The organism is Micromonospora sp. MGP-C2 (genome assembly GCF_057766525.1).
In genome coordinates this window covers 354,207-371,105 of record NZ_JBYMEN010000002.1, presented here as the reverse complement: position 1 = coordinate 371,105, position 16,899 = coordinate 354,207, and the positions used below count along the sequence as shown (strand labels likewise).

Below are 16,899 nucleotides of genomic sequence, written 5' to 3'. Positions count from 1 at the left end.
GCGGTGACCTCGTCCTCCCCTCTCGGGGGGCCGGCGCGCCGAGACGGAGGCCCCGCACACAGGGCCGGCGCCGAGACGGAGGCCCAGCGCGCAGGGCCGGCGCCGAGACGGAGGCCCAGCGCGCAGGGCCGGCGTCGAGGCGGCGGCACCGCGCACGGTGCCCCATTCCCGGGGCAGCTCGACAGGCGGCGCAGGAGACGACGCCGGTCAGGTCAGGACGACGGGTCGCCCACCACGGCGGGCGGGACGGCCGGCGCCGGGCGGGTCGGGCGCAGCCGGTCGCGGACGCGGTGCGCCGCGTCGCCAGCGGTGGCGGTGATCATCGGCAGCAGCCGGGTCGAATTCATGATCGCGACCTCCTCGGCCGGGGTGGTGACGCCGTCGAGGAAGCGCAGCACCCGCTCGGCCGGGTTGCGGTCGAAGAGCCGGTCGAAGAAGTCCGGACCGCCGACCCCGCCCCGGTCCAGCGCCCGCAGGGCCACCGCGTCCATCCAACGGTGCCGGCGCGGGTACGCCGCCTGCGGCACCGGGGGTCGTCCCGCCGCGAGGGCACGGGCCACCTGGTCGGCCTGTCGGTACATTGCGGAGAAGGTGAAGCCGGTGGAGGGGCGGGTCGCACCTCCGGCCGTACCGAGCCGAACCACCCGGGGTGAGGGCCGGGCCGGGAAGGGCGCGTCGGTCATCGGGATCACCCCGTTCTCCACCTCGCGCACGCGCAGCCCGGCAGGGTCCAGGCCGAGCAGGTCCCGGTAGCCGGCCAGCGCCGCGTCGTACCCGGCGTCGGTGAGCAGGTCGGGCGAGAACTCGGTGTACTCGACCAGGGCGTACCTGTCGCTCACCGGCAGCACGTAGCCGAAGGAGACGCCCCGGGGCGGCTGCGGGGTGCGGAAATCCATCAGCACCGCGCGCGCCGGGTCGAAGACGGGCCGGTCGGCCTCCAACCACCAGCCGCGGAAGTGCTGCAACCAGGTGGTCCGCCCGGCTCGCACCGGCGGGCGGGGGCGGGAGTCGAGCACCCAGCCGGCCCGTAGGGTCCGCCCGTCGCCGGTGCGCACCAGCACCCGAGTGCCGTCGTCGGTCACCGTCTCGGCGGGTGCGACGATCCGGGTGGCGTCCAGCCGGCGCTCGGCTGCGGCAGCCCGGTCGTAGACCGGGCCGGAGCGGAGCATGGCGTACCTCAGTGGGGTCAGGTCCAGGACGCGGCGCCGGGCCGTCGTCGCCACCTCGACCTGCTGCCAGCTCGCGCTGAGCAGTGGGTCCAGATCGGTGCCCGGGTGGCCCCAGAACGCCCAGGTGCGGTCCTGACCGCGCCGGCGGACCGGATCGACGACGGCGATGCGCAGGTCCCGCACATCGCGCCGGTCCAGTGCGGCGAGCAGCAACGACGCCGCGCCGCCACCGCCGAGCAGCGCGAGGTCGACATCGAGCGGCGCGGAATCGGTCACCGCACCACGCTGCCACACCGCCGCGGGCGGCCGCGCGCCGCCACCCGGCACAGCACTCAGGGCACCGGCGTGGGCCGCTGCTCGACCGGGGGCGGATCGGCGTAGGCGCGTGCCACCGTCGCGCGGTCGAAGACCCGCCAGGTGGCCGTGGAGACGCCGATGGCCACCACCAACCCGACCCAGTACGGCGCGGTGATGCCGAACCGGGCGGCGAGCAGCCCGCCGAGCAGTGCGCCGACGCAGTTGCCCCCCGCCGCCACGAAGAGGGTCGTGCTGGCCACCCGTCCCTGCAGTGTCGGTGGGGTGAGTCGTTGGCGCAGGGAGTTCGCCACGATGTTCCACAGTGCGCTGTGCACGCCGAAGGCGAATAGCGCGATCCCGACCACGATGGTGCTGCGTGAGGCGGCCAGCGCCAGGTGCAACCCCGCCTCGATCAGCAGACCGGCCCGGATCGTCCAGGTGGGGCTGATCCAGGCGATGAGCCGGTCGCCGAGGAGCGCGCCGAGCACCCCGCCGACGGCCATGCAGGTGAACAGCAGCCCGTAACCGACGGACCCGAGTCGCAGCCGCTCGGCGGCGAGCAGCACGAGCACGGCGAGCGCTGCGGTGAGGGTCACGTTGAGCAGGCCGATCAGCACGGCCATCGTGCGCAACAACCGCTGGTGGGCCAGCCAGCGCAGCCCTTCGACGATCTCGGCGCGCATCGATCGGGTCGACCGTACGCGGGTGTCGGTCGCGGTGGCCCGGAAGTCACCGCCGATCAGCGCCACCAGCACCGCGCTGAGGGCGTACGTGACGGCGTTGACGAGGAACGGGCTGCCCGCCGAGAGCGCGAACAGGAACCCGCCGAGCGGCCCGGCGAGCATCCCGTTCATGAGGGTGGTGCCACCGCCGAGCCAGCCGTTGGCGCGCTCCAGGCGGTGCCGGGGCACCACGGTCGGCAACATCGCCTGGCTGGCCGAGCGGAACACGATCTCACCGGTGTTGACCACGAACAGCACCACGTACAGCAGCACCACCCCGGCCCGACCGCTCATGATCGCCGTGGCCAGGACGGCGAGCGCGACCACCCGGACCAGGTCGATGATGATCATCAGGCGGCGTCGGTCCATCCGGTCCACCAGCACGCCGCCCGGCAGGGCGAAGAGCAACCACGGCAGCCAGGCCACGGCGGACGCCGCGGCCACCACGAGCGGATCGTCGGTACGCGAGGCGACGAACAGCGGTGCGGCGACGGTGGCCAGCCCGCTGCCCAGGGCCGAGAGGGTGCTGGCCGCCCAGAGGCGGGCGAACACCGTTCCCAGACCGGCCGTCGTGTTGTCCTGTGTCACGGCGAGCGAACCTATCAGCGCCTCCCCCGGCTCCACCCGGATTTATCCGAGCGGCAGAAGCCCGGTCGGCCGAGCCGTGGGCAGCCCAGCAGGTCCTGGACAGCCGACGCCATACCTCGCCATCGACCCAGCGGCGACAGCCCGGGCGGAGCGGACATCGATCGGAGCACCGGTGCCGGTCGGGCCGTCCGGGCCTTTCCGCAGCTCTCCCCGCCTTCGGGTGGACACGTGACGGCAACGAGGAATTCTCATTTTCACCTGATCGTGGGCCCAACCCACCTAGTGTTGGGCACACCGGTGCTAGTCACGGAGTTGGCCACCCGAACGACGTCCCACGCAGTCAGCGGACGAAAAGTGAGGGAAGACGCGTATGAAGGTCTCAACAGCACTCTGCTCGGCGGCGCTCGGCGTGGGCCTCGGCACGCTCCTGCTGCCAGGCGCCGCACTGGCCGACACCACGGTGTCACCGGCCACCACCCCGGTCGGTGGGACCGTCGTGCTCACCGCGACGACCTGCAACCCGAAGTCGGGTGACGCCCTCTTCCGGGTCACCGGCCCCAACCGCGACCAGAACGTCCGATCCACCACGGCCGCGGCCGGCGGCGGGCTCAGCGCCGAACTCTTCACCGCCGGGTTCACCCTGGGCACGTACACGGTCGCGGCGACCTGCGGCGACGGCAGCTCGGCCGGCACGGCCACGTTCACCGTCACCCCGATCGGCGGCGCACCCGCCGGTTCCGGCGGCGACAGCCGCGACACCGGCACCCTGGCCGCCGGCGGCACGCTGCTCGGCACCGCCCTGGCCGGCGCGGTGATCCTGATCCGCCGGCGACGTCCGGTGTCCACTGTCGCCTGATCGGCGACTGCTCCATCCCTGAGGACGGGTGCCCGCGCCGGTGACACCGGCGCGGGCACCCGGACGATCCAGCGCGGAGGTAACCACGTGTGGTGGCGGCGGACCCTACCGGCCGTGGTGGCCCTGCTCGGCGTGACCGGGCTGGGGCTGATCACCGTCGGCCTCACCGCCGACCCGGCGCGGCCACCACGACCGCCGGCCGACGCGCCGCGACGCACCCATCCCGCACCGGACCTGGCGCCGCTGTCACGCGCCGCGCCGGTCCGGGTGCAGATCACCGCCATCGGCGTACGCGCCGAGGTCGTCCCGATCGGCGCGGACGCCTCCGGGGTGCTGGAGGTGCCGCCACTGGACAGGCCCACCCTCGCCGGCTGGTACCGGCACGGGGTGAGCCCTGGCGAAACCGGCAACGCCGTCCTGGTGGGACACGTCGACTCACCGGCCGGCCCGGCGGTCTTCTTCGACCTCGGTCGACTGCGCGCCGGTGAGCAGATCCAGGTCACCCGCGCCGACGCGCAGGTCGCCACATTCACAGTGGACGACGTCCAGGCGTACTCCAAGGACCGCTTTCCCAGCACGCTGGTCTACGGCCCGGCGGACGCGGCCGGGCTGCGCCTCATCACCTGCGGCGGCCGGTTCGACGCCTCGACCGGCAACTACGTCGACAACATCGTCGTCTTCGCCACCCGCACGGCCTGAGCCACCCGCCCCGCTGTCGGGAGCCGGACCCTGCTCGGCAGAATGCGGTGGCACCATCTCCCGCGAGCACACCGTGACCGGGGCGGTGCGCGGGCGGCGGGAGGCACGTGGTGGATCAGCGACCGGTACGGGACCGGGCCGGTCAGGGCGTACGCGCGCTGGCCCGTCGACTGCTCGGCCGACCCGAGAGCGTCGCCCCCAGCCCCCGCCGGTCCAACCCGGACGCCGTGGTCGACTGCGCCGTCTACGTCAACGGTCGGCGCGAGGCCGGCCGCCCGCACTACGACGACGCGTACGCCCGCGCGCGGCACGGTCGCGACGCCTTCGTGTGGCTGGGACTGCATGACCCGGGCCCGGCCGTGCTCGCCGCCGTGGGCCGCACCTTCGGCCTGGACGAGCTGACCGTCGAACAGGCGCTCGCCGACGGGCACCGCCCGACAGTGCAACGCCACGGGTCGGTCACGCTGCTGGTGCTGCGCACCGCCGGGTACGTGGAGCACGCCGAGCTGACCGACACCTCCGAGGTGATCGACACCGGGGACGTGATGGTGCTGCTCGGGGACCGGTTCGCCATCACCGTGCGGCACGGCGCCGCCGGGGCGCTGCGCACCGTCCGCGCCGACATCGAGGGCCGCCCCGCGCTGCTGGCTGCCGGCCCGTGGGCGGTGGCGTACGCGGTCTGCGCCCGGATGGTCGACTCCTACCTGGAGGTGGCCGGGCACGTCGAACGGGACCTGGAACGGGTCGAGGAGGCGGTGTTCGCCCGCGACCGCAGGGCCGACATTCAGCACATCTACCAGCTCAAACGGGAGGTGGTGGAGTTCAAGCGGGCGGTCCTGCCGTTGCAGGCGCCGATGCGTACGCTGCTCGACCCCGACGGCCCGCCGCGTGCCCTGCACCGCTGGTTCGTGGACGTGGACGGCCGGTTGAGCAGGGCGGTGGACCGGGTGGCCGCGTACGACGACCTGCTCACCTCGATCGTCCAGTCGCGACTGGCGCAGCTCGCCGTGGAGCAGAACAACGACATGCGCAAGATCGCGGCATGGGCGGCCATCGCGGCCACCCAGACCGGCATCGCCGGCATCTACGGCATGAACTTCGACCACATGCCGGAGCTGGCCTGGCGCTACGGATACGCCGGTGCCCTCGCCCTGATGGCGGCGGCCGCCCTCTTCCTGTACCGGCTGTTCCGCCGCTCCGGCTGGCTCTGACCGCTCCGGCCGCCCCGACCGGCGGGAGTCGTCGCCGATCGACGCCCGGCGGTGGGGCAGGATGACGACGTGGGTAAGGGTGCAGGACGCCGACGGGCGAACACGACGACGGGACGGGCCTGCCCGTGCGGCTCCGGCCAGGCGTACGCGGACTGCTGCGCCCCGGCGCACAGCGGCGACAGCCCGGCAGCGACGGCCGAGGCGCTGATGCGCTCCCGGTTCAGCGCCTTCGCCCTCGGCGACACCGGCTACCTGCTGCGCAGCTGGCACTCCTCGACCCGGCCCGCCTCCCTGGAGTTGGACCCGGGGCAGCGGTGGACCCGACTGGAGATCGTCGAGACCGAGCGGGGCGGCCTGCTCGACGCCGCCGGCACTGTGACGTTCCACGCCCACTACCGGGACGCGGGACGGCCCGGAACCCTGACCGAACACAGCCGGTTCGTCCGCGAGGACGGCCGGTGGGTCTACCTCGACGGTGACCAGCCCTGACGGTCGAGTTGGCGTAGGATCTCCTTGGCGTAGTCCTGCGCCGCACCTCCCTCCCGGCGCTCACGCCGCCGGCAACGCGGAGGCAAAGGGGGCCCTGAGCCCTCGGGACGTGGTGCCACATGCCCCACTGCGGCGGGGTCGGCGGGAGCGTGGGTCCCGGTGACCGTGCCGTTGACCGGGAGCATGTGATGACCAACCAGAGATCGTTCAAGACCCGGGTCCGCGCCCGGATGGAGAAGACCGGCGAGAGCTATACCACCGCCCGCCGACACCTGATCAACAAGGCCACCGAGCGGACCCACACCCAGATCGCCCGCCACCTGGTCACCGAGCACGACGTGCCGGGCTGGTGGTCACAGACCATCACCGTCGGGTACGAGCAGGCGCGTGGCCTGCGCGCGCCCGGTCAGCAACGCGACGGGGGCTTCTCCGCCGCTGCCAGCCGGACGGTGGCGGTGCCGGCGGCGCGACTGTACGAGGCGTTCGCCGACGAGACGGCACGCGCCAGGTGGCTGCCCGACGTCGAGGTACGCGTCCGCACCACCACCGCGCCCCGCAGTTTCCGGGCGACTGGGCCGGTGGTCCCACCCGGATCGTCGTCGGCTTCGACGCTGTCGGCGAGTCGAAGGCCCGGGTCAGCGTGCTGCACGAGAAGCTGACCGGAGCCGAGCAGGCCGCCGAGCTGAAGGCGTACTGGCGGGAGCGGCTCGCCGCGTTGAAGGCACTGCTCGAGTCGAACGGAGACAACCGATGACCATGACGTTCATCAACCTGCCGGTGCGCGACCTGACCACTGCCGCCGAGTTCTACCGGGCGCTCGGGTTCACCAGTGACCAGGCCGACCTGGACGGGGACACCATGGTGTTCACCATCTCCGACAGCACCCGCCTGGTGCTGCACCTCCGCTCCGGCTTCGAGTCGTACACCGGTGTCGCCGCCACCGACACGGAGACCAGCCGGGAGGTCGTCGTCGGGCTGTCGGCGCAGAGCCGCGAGCAGGTCGACGAGCAGGTCGACCGGGCGGCTGTCGCCGGCGGGCAGTCGCTCGGGCCCGGCATGGCCAACGGGCCGATGTACATGCGCGGTTTCCGCGACCTCGACGGCCACCAGTGGTCCTTCCTGCACCTGTCCAGCTGAGCGAGGGCCGGCGGCGGCCACGTCGGCCGCCGCCGGGTCCCCGGTCATCGCGGGCCGTGCGCCGCAGCCGCCGCGCTGCTGGCGGGCACGACCGTCGGGCGCCGGCGGGTCAACAGCACCAGGCCCAGCACGAGGTACGGGCCGGCTGTCGCCGCGAACGCCACCGCGTTGCCGACCACTGTGGCCAGGAGGCCATAACCGGCGTACGTCCCGATGATCAGCAGGTCGGTGGCCATCCCGGCCAGCGACGTGACGGTGGCGCGGCTGTTGCCGGTGATCCTGGCCTGGAGCCGCGCGTCGGCCAGCACGGTGGCCAACTGCGCGGCACCGAACCCCAGCGCGAGCAGCACGAAGCCGGCCGGTCGCCCGGTCAACGCGCCACCGGCCAACCCGACACCGACCAGGCCCAGGAGAGCGGCGTAGCCGCGGCGGCCCAACCGCTCCCCCACTCCGGCGAGCAGCCCGCCGACTGTCACCCCGGCCCAGAGCAGCAGGAGCAGCAGCGGTACGACCTCCGCCCGCACCCCGGTGTCCAGGGCCAGCAGCGGGGAGTACTCGTCCAGGGCGCCCCAGTCGGCGGCGACCACGGCGACCAGCAGCACGGCTGACCGCACCGGAGGGCGGGTGCGCACCTGCGTCACTCCGGCCCGCAGTGTGTCCCACCAACCCAGGTCGCCCTCGTCGTCCGCTGGGGAGCCGTCCGGCTCGCGATCCCCGGGCATGGCCGCAGCCACCGGCCGTACCGCAGCGGCCGGGTCGTGCCCGCTGGCCGGGACGGGCACGCCAGCTTGGACGGGCGCGCCGACCGGGGCGTCGACCGGTGGGCGGTGCTCCGGGAACCGGGCGGCGACGATCGTGGCGAGCAGACAGGCCAGCACGCTGGCCGCGCCGACCGCCGGGTACCCGCCGACGGCGAGCACCGGGCCGGCGAGCACTCCGGAGACCACCACGCCCAGCACACCGGCCGTCCGCGCGCGCCCGAGCACCCGGGCGTATCGGCCGACCGCGCCGAGCCGCTCCAACTCGGTCCAGACCAGCGCCTCCAGGGCACCGGAGACGAGCGCTCCGCCGGCGCCCCAGAGGAGGAACCCGACCGCGAACGCGGGGTACGACGGCAGCAGGACCCAGAGGGCGAACCCGGCGGCGGTCACCAGCGGGGCAAGGCACAACAGCAGCCGACGGGACACCACGTCGGCCCACGCGCCGGACGGCACCTCGAACAGGATGCCGGCGGCCGACCAGATAACGAAGAGCGACGAGATCTGCCCCACCGACAACCCGGTGTCGGCGAAGAACACCACGTACAGCGGGTAGAGCAGGACGAGGTCGCTGAGGAACGCGTACCCGTAGAGGGTGGCCGTCAGACGACGGACCGCAGGGTCGAGCACGCGCGAGGCGAGGTGAATCATGGGGCCTTCCCGTGGGAGTGGAGACGGACACCGGACGTGCGGTGCCGGTGGTGGCCCACGGGATCGGCCTGCTCTGCTGGATCAATGTCGCCAGGTCATGTCAGCGATGCTAGACGCGCACCGGCGCGCCGGAAAGCACTTTCGGCGGGGCGAGCAACGCGAAGCGGGGCGGGACCATATCGGTCCCGCCCCGCTTCAACGACTGCTGGTCAGCGCCGGTCCACCGGCGGGATGACAGTGGTGGTCTCGCTGTCGTCGCTGGTACGCGGACCGGGAACCGCACCACCGGTGCCGGTGCTCACCACCTGGGTCGTGTCCGAGTCGCCATCACCGCGGCCGACCACCTGGGTCGTGTCCGTGTCGCCGCCCCGGCTGACCACCTGGGTGGCCTCCGCGTCGGCCGGGCGGGTCACCACCTGGGTGGCCTCCGGGTCGGAGGGTGCACGCACCACCTGGGTGGCCTCCGTGTCGGTCGGTCGCGTCAGCATCTGGGTGCGCTCCGGGTCGTCGGCGACGAACGGCGGCCGGGCCGGCTCGGCGGGGGCGGCGGACGCCCGGGCCAGCTCGGCCTCGGCGTCGCGGCGTCCCTCGCGGTAGGCGCGGGCGTGCGCGGCGATCTGCTGCGACTCCTGCTCGGCGCGGGTCAGCCACGCCTCCCAACGATTCTGCATCGGACGGATGAGGCCGCCGCCGACCCCGACGACGAGGATGCCGCCGATCGTGGCCAGCACCGCGATCAGAACAGGGGTGGTGACCGCGGTGGCCACCCCGATCTGGTTCAGCGCGGCGATGACGCCGAGGCCGAGGATGAACACCGAGGCGATGGTGGCCAGCACCCGGCCGTACGACAGGCCGCCGAGCGCGCCGCTGATGATGTCCTTGACCGCGTTGGCGATCGCGGCGGCCACCACGACGATGACGATCGCGACGAACGCGCGCGGCAGCCACGCGATCACCGCGCCGAGCAGGTCGGAGATCGGGTTGGGCCCCCAGATGCCGAAGGCGAGTTGCAGGGTGAACAGCAGCAACCCGTAGTAGACGAGCTTCGCGACGATGTCGCTGGCGTCGTACCGGGAGCGACTCAACGCGCGGCGGATGCCGCCGCGTTCGACGGCGCGGTCGAAGCCCACCCGTTCCAGGACCTTTTCCACGATCTTCAGTACGGCCTTGGCGATCAGCCATCCCGCCACCAGGATCGCCAGGAAGGCGACGGCCTTGGGCAGGAAGAGCATCACCGATCGGAGGGCGTCGCCCACCGCGTCGCTGACGTTGTCACTCATATGGTCATTCCTTCATGCGGGCAGCCGGGATGGTCAGCCCCGACCTACCCCCGACCCGAGTCGCGGAAACCCAAGTGATCATGAGGTGGCGCGGACCTCTGGCGCGCGCCGAGTCTTGGCAATATTCTCCGGAGTGCGTGCGGCCACTGGAGCTACTTTTCATCCCCCGCCGTCGGCCGCAGGAGGAGATGTCATGCACGTCGACCATTCCGAAGTGGATCGCCGGACACTGCTGCGAGCCGGTCTCGGCGCCGCCACGGTCGCCGTCATCGGGAGCGAACTGGCCTTCCCCACCTCGGCGCAGGCCGCCGCCCCCGGCGCCGACCTGGACTGGATTATCAGCTGCGACGAGTGGGCCGCCCGTCCGCCGAAGGACCCGCTGTCGGTCAGCGCCATCGCCACCAACAAGATCATCGTGCACCACATGGCGTTTCCGAACGTCACCGACTACTCCCGCGAGCAGGCGGTCAAACTGGCCCACGAGTGCCAGGACCTGCACATGGACGGCAACGGCTGGTCGGACACCGGCCAGCACTTCACGGTGAGCCGCGGCGGCTACGTGCTGGAGGGTCGCCGGGGCAGCCTGGAGCGCCTCGAAGCCGGCGACCGCCAGATGATCTCGGCGCACTGCCCGGGTGAGAACGGCCGGGCCATCGGCATCGAGAACGAGGGCACCTACGTCACCGAGACGCCGCCGAAGGCGCTGACCGACTCGCTGGTCAAGCTCTGTGTCGCGATCTGCCGGCAGTACGGGCTGCACGCCCATGACATCTTCGGCCACTGGGACTTCCGCACCACCGAGTGCCCGGGCGCGGCCTTCTACCGGCAGTTCCCGGAGCTGCGTCGGCGGGTGCACGCCGCCCTCGGCACGACGCTGGGCGAGGTGCCGGCCCGCCGCTGGCCGGACCTGTGGCGGTTCGTCAACTCCCCCTCGGTCCGGGTGGTGCAGCACCTGCTCGCGTTCCGGGGCTACGCGGTCACGGTCAGCGGCACGTTCGACGCCGCGACAGTGGCGGCCGTGCAGGACTGGCAGGCCCGCAACGGCATCGCGGTGGACGTGGACGCCACCCTGACCACGCCGACCTGGGAGACCCTGGTCCCCGAGCTGAACCAGCACGCCACCGGCGCGCCGGTCACGGCGGTGCAGGAAATCCTCGCCACCAAGGGGTACGCGGTCACCGTCACCGGGGCCTACGACCACGCCACCCGGGCCGCGGTGCAGGACCTCCAGGCGCTGCACGGCCTGCCCCGCAACGGCAAGCTGAGCACGAGCACGTGGTGCACGGTGGTCGGCGGGTCGGTCCGCGAGTCCTTCCGGCGCCGCTGAGCCTCGGGGCGGCGGTGCGGGCACGCCCCGCACCGCCGCCGGGCGCGCCTCCTGGTCCCCGCCCCGGTCCTGACCAGCGCATTGGATCGGCGGGGCCGGTTTGGCCGGAGGTGCGGGCGGAAAGAGTGCCGGGCATGAAATGGGCCCGTCGAGCCGTACCCGCTGTCGCCGCCGCCGTCGCGGCGCTCGCCGCGCGGGACCTGATCCAGCGCGACCACGCGTTGCTGCGCAACTATCCGGTGCTCGGTCGCGCCCGTTACCTGTTGGAGGCGATCGGCCCGGAGTTGCGGCAGTACATCGTCGCCGGCAACAACGAGGAACGGCCGTTCACCCGCGACCAACGCCGCTGGGTGTACGCGTCGGCGAAGCAGGAGAACAACTACTTCGGCTTCGGCACTGACAACGACATCGAGTACACCCCCGGCTACCCGATCATCAAGCACCGCACGTTCGGCAGGGCCGTGCCACCGTCGACACCCGCCGCCGGGCACGACGTGCGGTTGCCGTCCGCGAAGGTGCTCGGCGCGGCCCGGGGGCGGGCCCGCGCGTTCCGCCCGGAGTCGGTGGTCAACATCTCCGGCATGAGCTTCGGCTCGCTCTCCGGCAACGCCATCACCGCGTTGAACAAGGGGGCCGCACTCGCCGGATGCCTGCAGAACACCGGCGAGGGTGGCCTGTCGCCGTACCACCGCAACGGCGGTGACCTGGTCTTCCAACTCGGAACGGCGTACTTCGGTTGCCGCGACGAACACGGCCGGTTCAGCCTCGACCGACTGAAGGACCTGGTGGCCGGCGCACCGGTCAAGGCGTTGGAGATCAAGCTGAGCCAGGGCGCCAAGCCGAGCCTCGGCGGGCTGCTGCCCGGGGCGAAGGTGTCCGCCGAGATCGCCGCCACCCGGGGCATCCCGGCCGGTCAGGACTGCGTCAGCCCGTCCCGGCACGCCGAGTTCTCCGACTGCGACAGCCTGCTCGACTGGGTGGAGCTGCTGGCCGCCGAGACGGGCCTGCCGGTCGGCATCAAGTCGGCGGTCGGTGACCTGGGCTTCTGGCAGGAGCTGGCCACCCTGATGCGCGACACCGGCCGAGGCGTCGACTTCGTGACCATCGACGGTGGAGAGGGTGGGACGGGCGCCGCGCCGCTGATCTTCACCGACTCGGTGTCGCTCCCGTTCCAGCAGGGCTTCTCCCGGGTCTACAAGGTGTTCGCCGAGCACGACCTGCACGAGCAGGTGGTTTTCATCGGCGGCGGCAAACTCGGCCTGCCGGACAACGCCATCGTGGCCTTCGCGCTCGGCTGCGACCTGGTCAACGTCGGCCGGGAGGCGATGCTGTCGATCGGCTGCATCCAGGCACAGAAGTGCCACACCGACACCTGCCCCACCGGTGTCGCGACGCAGAACACGTGGCTCACCCGGGGCCTGGACCCGACTTTGAAGTCGGTCCGGGCGGCCAACTACCTGCAGACGCTGCGCCGCGACCTGACCAAGGTCGCCGAGGCCTGCGGCGTCGAACACCCCGGCCTGATCGGCACCGACGCCGTGGAGATCCTGAACGGCCGCACCTGCTCAACCCCACTGCATGAGGTGTACGGCTACCGGCCCGAATGGGGTATGCCCTCGCCGGCCGACCGGGCGGAGATCATCCGGCTGATGACTCCGGAGGTGCCCCAGGGCGGCAGCGCCCCACCCTCGGCCACCGCCGTGGGCTGAGGTCCCAGGTCCGAGCCCTTGGGCCCATGAGCTTGATGACTGTGAGGCATATTTATGCCTCACAGTCATCAGTCGTTTTCGCGTCATGCCCGCCGGGCGTGCCCGCCGGCATAACTCCGAAGCGACGACCGTCGGCACGACGACACCGCAGCGACGCCGCAGCGACGCCGTCGACGTCGGCGCAGGTGATAAAGGCGTGGAGCCGGCGACACGGTGGGCCTATGGTGGCGCGGTGCTGATCAGACGCGAGACGGACGCCGACGCCGACGCCATTCGGGCGGTTCACTCCGCCGCCTTCGCCAGGACCGACGGCGCTGGCCTACCGGTCGAGGCGACCCTGGTCGACGCGCTCCGCGCCGACGAGGGTTGGCTGCCCGCGTACTCCCTGGTGGCGACCGATTCGGACGGCCAGGTGGTGGGGCACGTGGTGGCCACGCGCGGCCGGGTGGCCGGCGAGCCGCTGGCGCTCGGGCTGGGGCCGCTCGGTGTGCTGCCCGACTGGCAGCGCCGCGGGGTGGGCCACGCATTGATGCACGCGGTGCTCGGCGCGGCCGACGCGCGGGACGAGCCGCTGGTGGTGCTGCTCGGGCACCCTGACTACTACCCGCGCTTCGGGTTCCGGCCCGCCGTCGAGCTGGGCGTCACCCCACCGCAGCCGTGGGGGCCGCAGTATTTCCAGGCCCGGCCGCTGACCGCGTGGCGGGAGTCGATCCGCGGTGAGTTCCGCTACGCCGGCCCGTTCGACGAGCTGTGAACCAGCCCCGGATCCGCCGACGGCGCGCCACCGACCTGGACGGCTGCGTCGCGGGGCTCGCCGAGGTTCACCGGGTCGACAGGTACCCGCTGAACTGGCCCGCCGACCCGCACCGCTGGCTGCGCGAGCCGCACCCGGCGCGCGCCTGGGTGGCGGTCGACGCCGACGGGGCCGTCGTGGGGCATGTCGCGGTGCATCGGATCCCCGACCCGGTGGGCGGGCCGCCGGCCCGGCCGACAGCCGAGGTGGCTCGCCTCTTCGTGGTGCCGTCCGCCCGAGGGTTGGCGCTGGGCAGCGCGCTGCTAGACCGTGCCCGCCAGTGGGCGAGCAGACGCGGTACGGACCTGGTGCTGGAGCTGGCCGCCGGTGGTGCCGCGGCCGCCGCGCTCTACGAGCGCACCGGCTGGCGGCACGTTGGGACGAGCACGGCACCATGGACCGCCACGGACGGCAGCCCGGTGTCGCTGCGGCACTACGCCCTGCGCCACTACCCGCCCGGTTCCGATGGCCCACCCGCCAGCACGGCGAGGCGACGGGCGAGGCGGCCGACGGCCTCGCGCAACTCGGGAGGCTCCAGCACCTCCATCTCGTGATCGAGGCGTGCCAGATGCGCGGCGAGCCAGTCCAGGCTCTCGCCGCCGACGACCAGCACGCACCATCCGTCGCGGTCGTCCTCGACCCGCCCGACCTGCGGTGGCACCAACGCCCGCACCCGGTCCGGCTGGGCGTGCACCCGCACGCGGGCGAGATACCGGTACGGCGCCTCGGTCACCGACCGCTGCACGTACGCGACGGGATCCGGGTGTTCGCGCGCTCGGAAGCGCCAGGTCGTCGCGGTCGCCGCGCCCATCCGGTCGAGCCGGAACGTACGCCAGTCGTCGCGGTCGACGTCCCAGGCCATCAGATACCAGCGGCGACCTGTGGTGACCATCCGGATCGGTTCCACCGTCCGTTCGCGGTCCCCACCGTCGCGGCCGGCGTAGGTGAAGCGGACCCGCACCGCGTCGCGACAGGCCCGCGCCAGTGTCACCAGCAGCTCCGCGTCGATCTCGGCCACCGGGCCCAGGAGCGTCTCCGTGGCGCCGTGCACCGCCCGCACCTCGGCACGCAACCGCGACGGCATCACCTGGTCGAGCTTCGCGAGCGCCCGCAGGGCCGCCTCGCCCGCTCCGGCGATCGTGCCGCCCGAGGCGAGGCGCAGGGAAACCGCCGTCGCGATGGCCTCCTCGTCGTCGAGGAGCAACGGCGGCAACCGGGTGCCCGCGCCAAGCTGGTAGCCACCGCCGACGCCCGACACCGCCTGCACGGGATAGCCGAGCGTGCGCAGTCGCTGCACGTCGCGGCGGACGCAGCGGTCGGTGACGCCCAGCTCGGCAGCGAGGTCGGCGGCCGTCCAGGATGGTCGCCGCTGGAGCAGCGCCAGCAACCGCAGCACCCGCTCGGTCGTTGCCTCGACGGTCACACGCCGATCGTCGCACGGATCGCGGAACGACCCTGTCCGCTATTCACGAGAGGCTGGGATCATGACCGACCCGATCACGAGACAGGGAGCTGACATGGCCCGCGACGTCCAGATCACGTTCGACTGCGCCGACCCCGCCGGGTTGGCCGAGTTCTGGGCGGAGGCCCTCGGCTACCAGTTGCAGGGACCGCCCGGAAACTTCGAGTCGTGGGAGCAGGCGCTGGACGCGATGGGGGTCCCGCCGGAGAACCGCAACGACGCCTCGGCGGTGGTCGACCCCGAGGGCGTGCGACCGCGCCTGTTCTTCCAGCGGGTGCCCGAGCCCAAGCGGGTGAAGAATCGCGTACACCTCGATGTGCGGGCCGCTCCCGGGCTCACGGGTGACGAGCGGATGGCGGCGCTGGAGGCGGAGGCGGAACGACTCGCCGCATACGGCGCCACCCGACTCAGTCGCCACGAGCCCGCTCCCCCACTGGGTGCCGGTCACCTCGTCATGGCCGACCCGGAGGGCAACGAGTTCTGCCTCGACTGATCGGGCGTTCGCCCAGCTCATTGCAGAGATGGCCACCTGCCATGCGAACATGTGTACGTGTCGCCCGGCGCCAGCATCCTGCACGCCGACCTGGACGCCTTCTACGCGTCGGTCGAGCAGCGTGACGACCCGCGCCTGCGGGGGCGGCCGGTGATCGTCGGCGGCGGCGTGGTTCTCGCGGCCAGTTACGAGGCGAAGACGCGAGGCGTACGCAGCGCGATGGGTGGTCAGCAGGCGCGCCGCCTCTGTCCGGACGCGATCGTGGTGCCGCCCCGGATGTCGGCGTACACGGCGGCGAGCCGGGCGGTCTTCGAGATCTTCCGGCAGACCACGCCACTGGTCGAGGGGCTCTCCATCGACGAGGCGTTCCTGGACGTCGGTGGCCTGTGGCGGCTGGTCGGGTCGCCGGCCGAGATCGCCGAGCGGCTGCGCCGGGAGGTTCGTGAACGGGTCCACCTGCCGATCACGGTGGGTGTGGCCCGCACGAAGTTCCTGGCGAAGGTGGCCAGTGGGGTGGCGAAGCCGGACGGTCTGCTGGTGGTCGCACCGGACGCCGAGTTGGCGTTCCTGCACCCGCTGCCGGTCGAGCGGTTGTGGGGCGTCGGGCCGGTCACCTCAGCGAAGCTGCGGGAACGCCGGATCCGTACGGTCGGTGAGGTGGCCCGGCTCGGTGAGGCCGCCCTGGTGTCGCTGCTCGGGTCGGGCGCCGGCAGGCACCTGCACGCCCTGGCGCACAACCGCGATCCTCGCTCGGTGCAGGTCGGCCGGCGGCGCGGCTCGATGGGCGCGCAGCATGCGCTGAGCCGCACGCCGCATGCCCCGGCGGAGCTGGATGCCATCCTCGCCGGCCTGGTCGACCGGGTCAGCCGCCGCATGCGGGCGGCGGGGCGGTCCGGTCGCACCGTGGTGTTGCGGCTGCGCTTCGGCGACTACACCCGGGCCACTCGCTCGCACACCATCGGCAAGGCGACCGCCGACACGACGCCGCTGCTCGCCGCCGCACGCGCGTTGCTGCGAGCCGCACTGACCGATATCGATCGTCGCGGTGTCACACTGATCGGTGTCTCAGTGGGCAACCTGGACGACAACCCCGTGCAACCGGAGCTGCCGTTTCACCGCAATCCGGGCGCTGAGTTGGACGCCGCGGTGGACGCGGTCCGTGACCGGTTCGGCTCAACGGCGCTGACCCGAGCGGTCCTGCTCGGCCGGGAGCCGGGCGTCGAGATGCCGCTGCTGCCGGATTGACCGATCTGCGTGC

At 72.7% G+C, this 16,899-nt stretch carries 17 protein-coding genes; 12 read left to right on the top strand and 5 right to left on the bottom strand.

All coding sequences use genetic code 11. The features are described 5' to 3' along the window. Positions 1–212: 212 nt before the first annotated feature. A complete protein-coding gene (locus tag AC3CF1_RS01200; RefSeq protein ID WP_488449326.1) occupies positions 213–1,445 on the bottom strand; it encodes a lycopene cyclase family protein in 1,233 nt (410 codons plus the stop codon). A 56-nt stretch (positions 1,446–1,501) separates the two neighbouring features. Beyond that, positions 1,502–2,776 (bottom strand): MFS transporter, encoded by a 1,275-nt coding sequence (locus AC3CF1_RS01195; RefSeq protein WP_354981540.1) that lies wholly within the window; start codon positions 2,774–2,776, stop codon positions 1,502–1,504. Between the two features lie 370 nt (positions 2,777–3,146). Between AC3CF1_RS01195 and AC3CF1_RS01190 the strand changes: the two genes are divergently transcribed. The 6 genes from AC3CF1_RS01190 to AC3CF1_RS01165 all read left to right on the top strand — a co-directional run bounded on the left by AC3CF1_RS01190 (position 3,147) and on the right by AC3CF1_RS01165 (position 7,168). Then, positions 3,147–3,632 (top strand): hypothetical protein, encoded by a 486-nt coding sequence (locus tag AC3CF1_RS01190; protein WP_099852881.1) that lies wholly within the window; start codon positions 3,147–3,149, stop codon positions 3,630–3,632. Positions 3,633–3,719: 87 nt separating this feature from the next. Next, entirely contained in the window at positions 3,720–4,331 is a 612-nt protein-coding gene (locus tag AC3CF1_RS01185; RefSeq protein ID WP_435794751.1) for a class F sortase, read from the top strand. A gap of 110 nt (positions 4,332–4,441) precedes the next feature. Next, complete coding sequence (locus AC3CF1_RS01180; protein ID WP_354981542.1) at positions 4,442–5,542, top strand: magnesium and cobalt transport protein CorA; 1,101 nt, start codon at positions 4,442–4,444, stop codon at positions 5,540–5,542. A gap of 69 nt (positions 5,543–5,611) precedes the next feature. After that, positions 5,612–6,031, top strand: coding sequence for a YchJ family protein (locus AC3CF1_RS01175; protein WP_354981543.1), 420 nt, complete (start codon positions 5,612–5,614; stop codon positions 6,029–6,031). A 188-nt stretch (positions 6,032–6,219) separates the two neighbouring features. Continuing rightward, positions 6,220–6,690: a hypothetical protein gene (locus AC3CF1_RS01170; RefSeq protein WP_488449325.1), complete on the top strand. Its 471-nt coding sequence runs from the start codon at positions 6,220–6,222 to the stop codon at positions 6,688–6,690. A gap of 91 nt (positions 6,691–6,781) precedes the next feature. Then, positions 6,782–7,168, top strand: coding sequence for a VOC family protein (locus tag AC3CF1_RS01165; protein WP_210792921.1), 387 nt, complete (start codon positions 6,782–6,784; stop codon positions 7,166–7,168). 44 nt (positions 7,169–7,212) lie between these two features. Here AC3CF1_RS01165 and AC3CF1_RS01160 read toward each other — a convergent pair whose 3' ends face one another. Continuing rightward, the gene (locus AC3CF1_RS01160) at positions 7,213–8,577 is read right to left on the bottom strand and encodes an MFS transporter (RefSeq protein ID WP_488449324.1); all 1,365 of its coding nucleotides are present in this window, start codon (positions 8,575–8,577) and stop codon (positions 7,213–7,215) included. Positions 8,578–8,786: 209 nt separating this feature from the next. Beyond that, positions 8,787–9,857, bottom strand: coding sequence for a mechanosensitive ion channel family protein (locus AC3CF1_RS01155; protein ID WP_488449323.1), 1,071 nt, complete (start codon positions 9,855–9,857; stop codon positions 8,787–8,789). Between the two features lie 193 nt (positions 9,858–10,050). Here AC3CF1_RS01155 and AC3CF1_RS01150 point away from each other — a divergent pair, with 193 nt between their 5' ends. The 4 genes from AC3CF1_RS01150 to AC3CF1_RS01135 all read left to right on the top strand — a co-directional run bounded on the left by AC3CF1_RS01150 (position 10,051) and on the right by AC3CF1_RS01135 (position 14,240). Then, the gene (locus AC3CF1_RS01150) at positions 10,051–11,184 is read left to right on the top strand and encodes a peptidoglycan recognition protein family protein (protein WP_488449322.1); all 1,134 of its coding nucleotides are present in this window, start codon (positions 10,051–10,053) and stop codon (positions 11,182–11,184) included. Positions 11,185–11,318: 134 nt separating this feature from the next. Beyond that, positions 11,319–12,893 (top strand): FMN-binding glutamate synthase family protein, encoded by a 1,575-nt coding sequence (locus AC3CF1_RS01145; protein WP_088947899.1) that lies wholly within the window; start codon positions 11,319–11,321, stop codon positions 12,891–12,893. Between the two features lie 232 nt (positions 12,894–13,125). Beyond that, complete coding sequence (locus tag AC3CF1_RS01140) at positions 13,126–13,647, top strand: GNAT family N-acetyltransferase (RefSeq protein ID WP_488449321.1); 522 nt, start codon at positions 13,126–13,128, stop codon at positions 13,645–13,647. Then, positions 13,644–14,240 carry a GNAT family N-acetyltransferase gene (locus tag AC3CF1_RS01135; RefSeq protein WP_488449320.1) on the top strand — a complete coding sequence of 199 codons (597 nt, stop codon included), beginning with the start codon at positions 13,644–13,646 and terminating at the stop codon, positions 14,238–14,240. Before AC3CF1_RS01140 ends, AC3CF1_RS01135 begins: the two co-directional genes overlap by 4 nt. On the opposite strand, the gene AC3CF1_RS01130 is transcribed toward AC3CF1_RS01135, so the two are convergent. After that, complete coding sequence (locus AC3CF1_RS01130; protein WP_088947897.1) at positions 14,135–15,109, bottom strand: helix-turn-helix transcriptional regulator; 975 nt, start codon at positions 15,107–15,109, stop codon at positions 14,135–14,137. The genes AC3CF1_RS01135 and AC3CF1_RS01130 overlap by 106 nt on opposite strands. A 94-nt stretch (positions 15,110–15,203) precedes the next feature. On the opposite strand from AC3CF1_RS01130, the gene AC3CF1_RS01125 reads away from it, so the two are divergent. Both AC3CF1_RS01125 and dinB read left to right on the top strand, forming a co-directional pair. Next, positions 15,204–15,641, top strand: a complete 438-nt coding sequence (locus AC3CF1_RS01125; RefSeq protein ID WP_327643989.1) for a VOC family protein — start codon at positions 15,204–15,206, stop codon at positions 15,639–15,641. A gap of 57 nt (positions 15,642–15,698) precedes the next feature. Beyond that, positions 15,699–16,886: a DNA polymerase IV gene (dinB, locus tag AC3CF1_RS01120; protein ID WP_488449319.1), complete on the top strand. Its 1,188-nt coding sequence runs from the start codon at positions 15,699–15,701 to the stop codon at positions 16,884–16,886. Positions 16,887–16,899: the final 13 nt, after the last annotated feature.

Coding starts and splice junctions, on each gene's coding strand:
- AC3CF1_RS01125 (WP_327643989.1), top strand. CDS start 15,204: ATGGCCCGCGACGTCCAGATCACGTTCGACTGCGCCGACCCCGCCGGG.
- AC3CF1_RS01150 (WP_488449322.1), top strand. CDS start 10,051: ATGCACGTCGACCATTCCGAAGTGGATCGCCGGACACTGCTGCGAGCC.
- AC3CF1_RS01190 (WP_099852881.1), top strand. CDS start 3,147: ATGAAGGTCTCAACAGCACTCTGCTCGGCGGCGCTCGGCGTGGGCCTC.
- AC3CF1_RS01155 (WP_488449323.1), bottom strand. CDS start 9,857: ATGAGTGACAACGTCAGCGACGCGGTGGGCGACGCCCTCCGATCGGTG.
- AC3CF1_RS01165 (WP_210792921.1), top strand. CDS start 6,782: ATGACCATGACGTTCATCAACCTGCCGGTGCGCGACCTGACCACTGCC.
- AC3CF1_RS01170 (WP_488449325.1), top strand. CDS start 6,220: ATGACCAACCAGAGATCGTTCAAGACCCGGGTCCGCGCCCGGATGGAG.
- AC3CF1_RS01160 (WP_488449324.1), bottom strand. CDS start 8,577: ATGATTCACCTCGCCTCGCGCGTGCTCGACCCTGCGGTCCGTCGTCTG.
- AC3CF1_RS01145 (WP_088947899.1), top strand. CDS start 11,319: ATGAAATGGGCCCGTCGAGCCGTACCCGCTGTCGCCGCCGCCGTCGCG.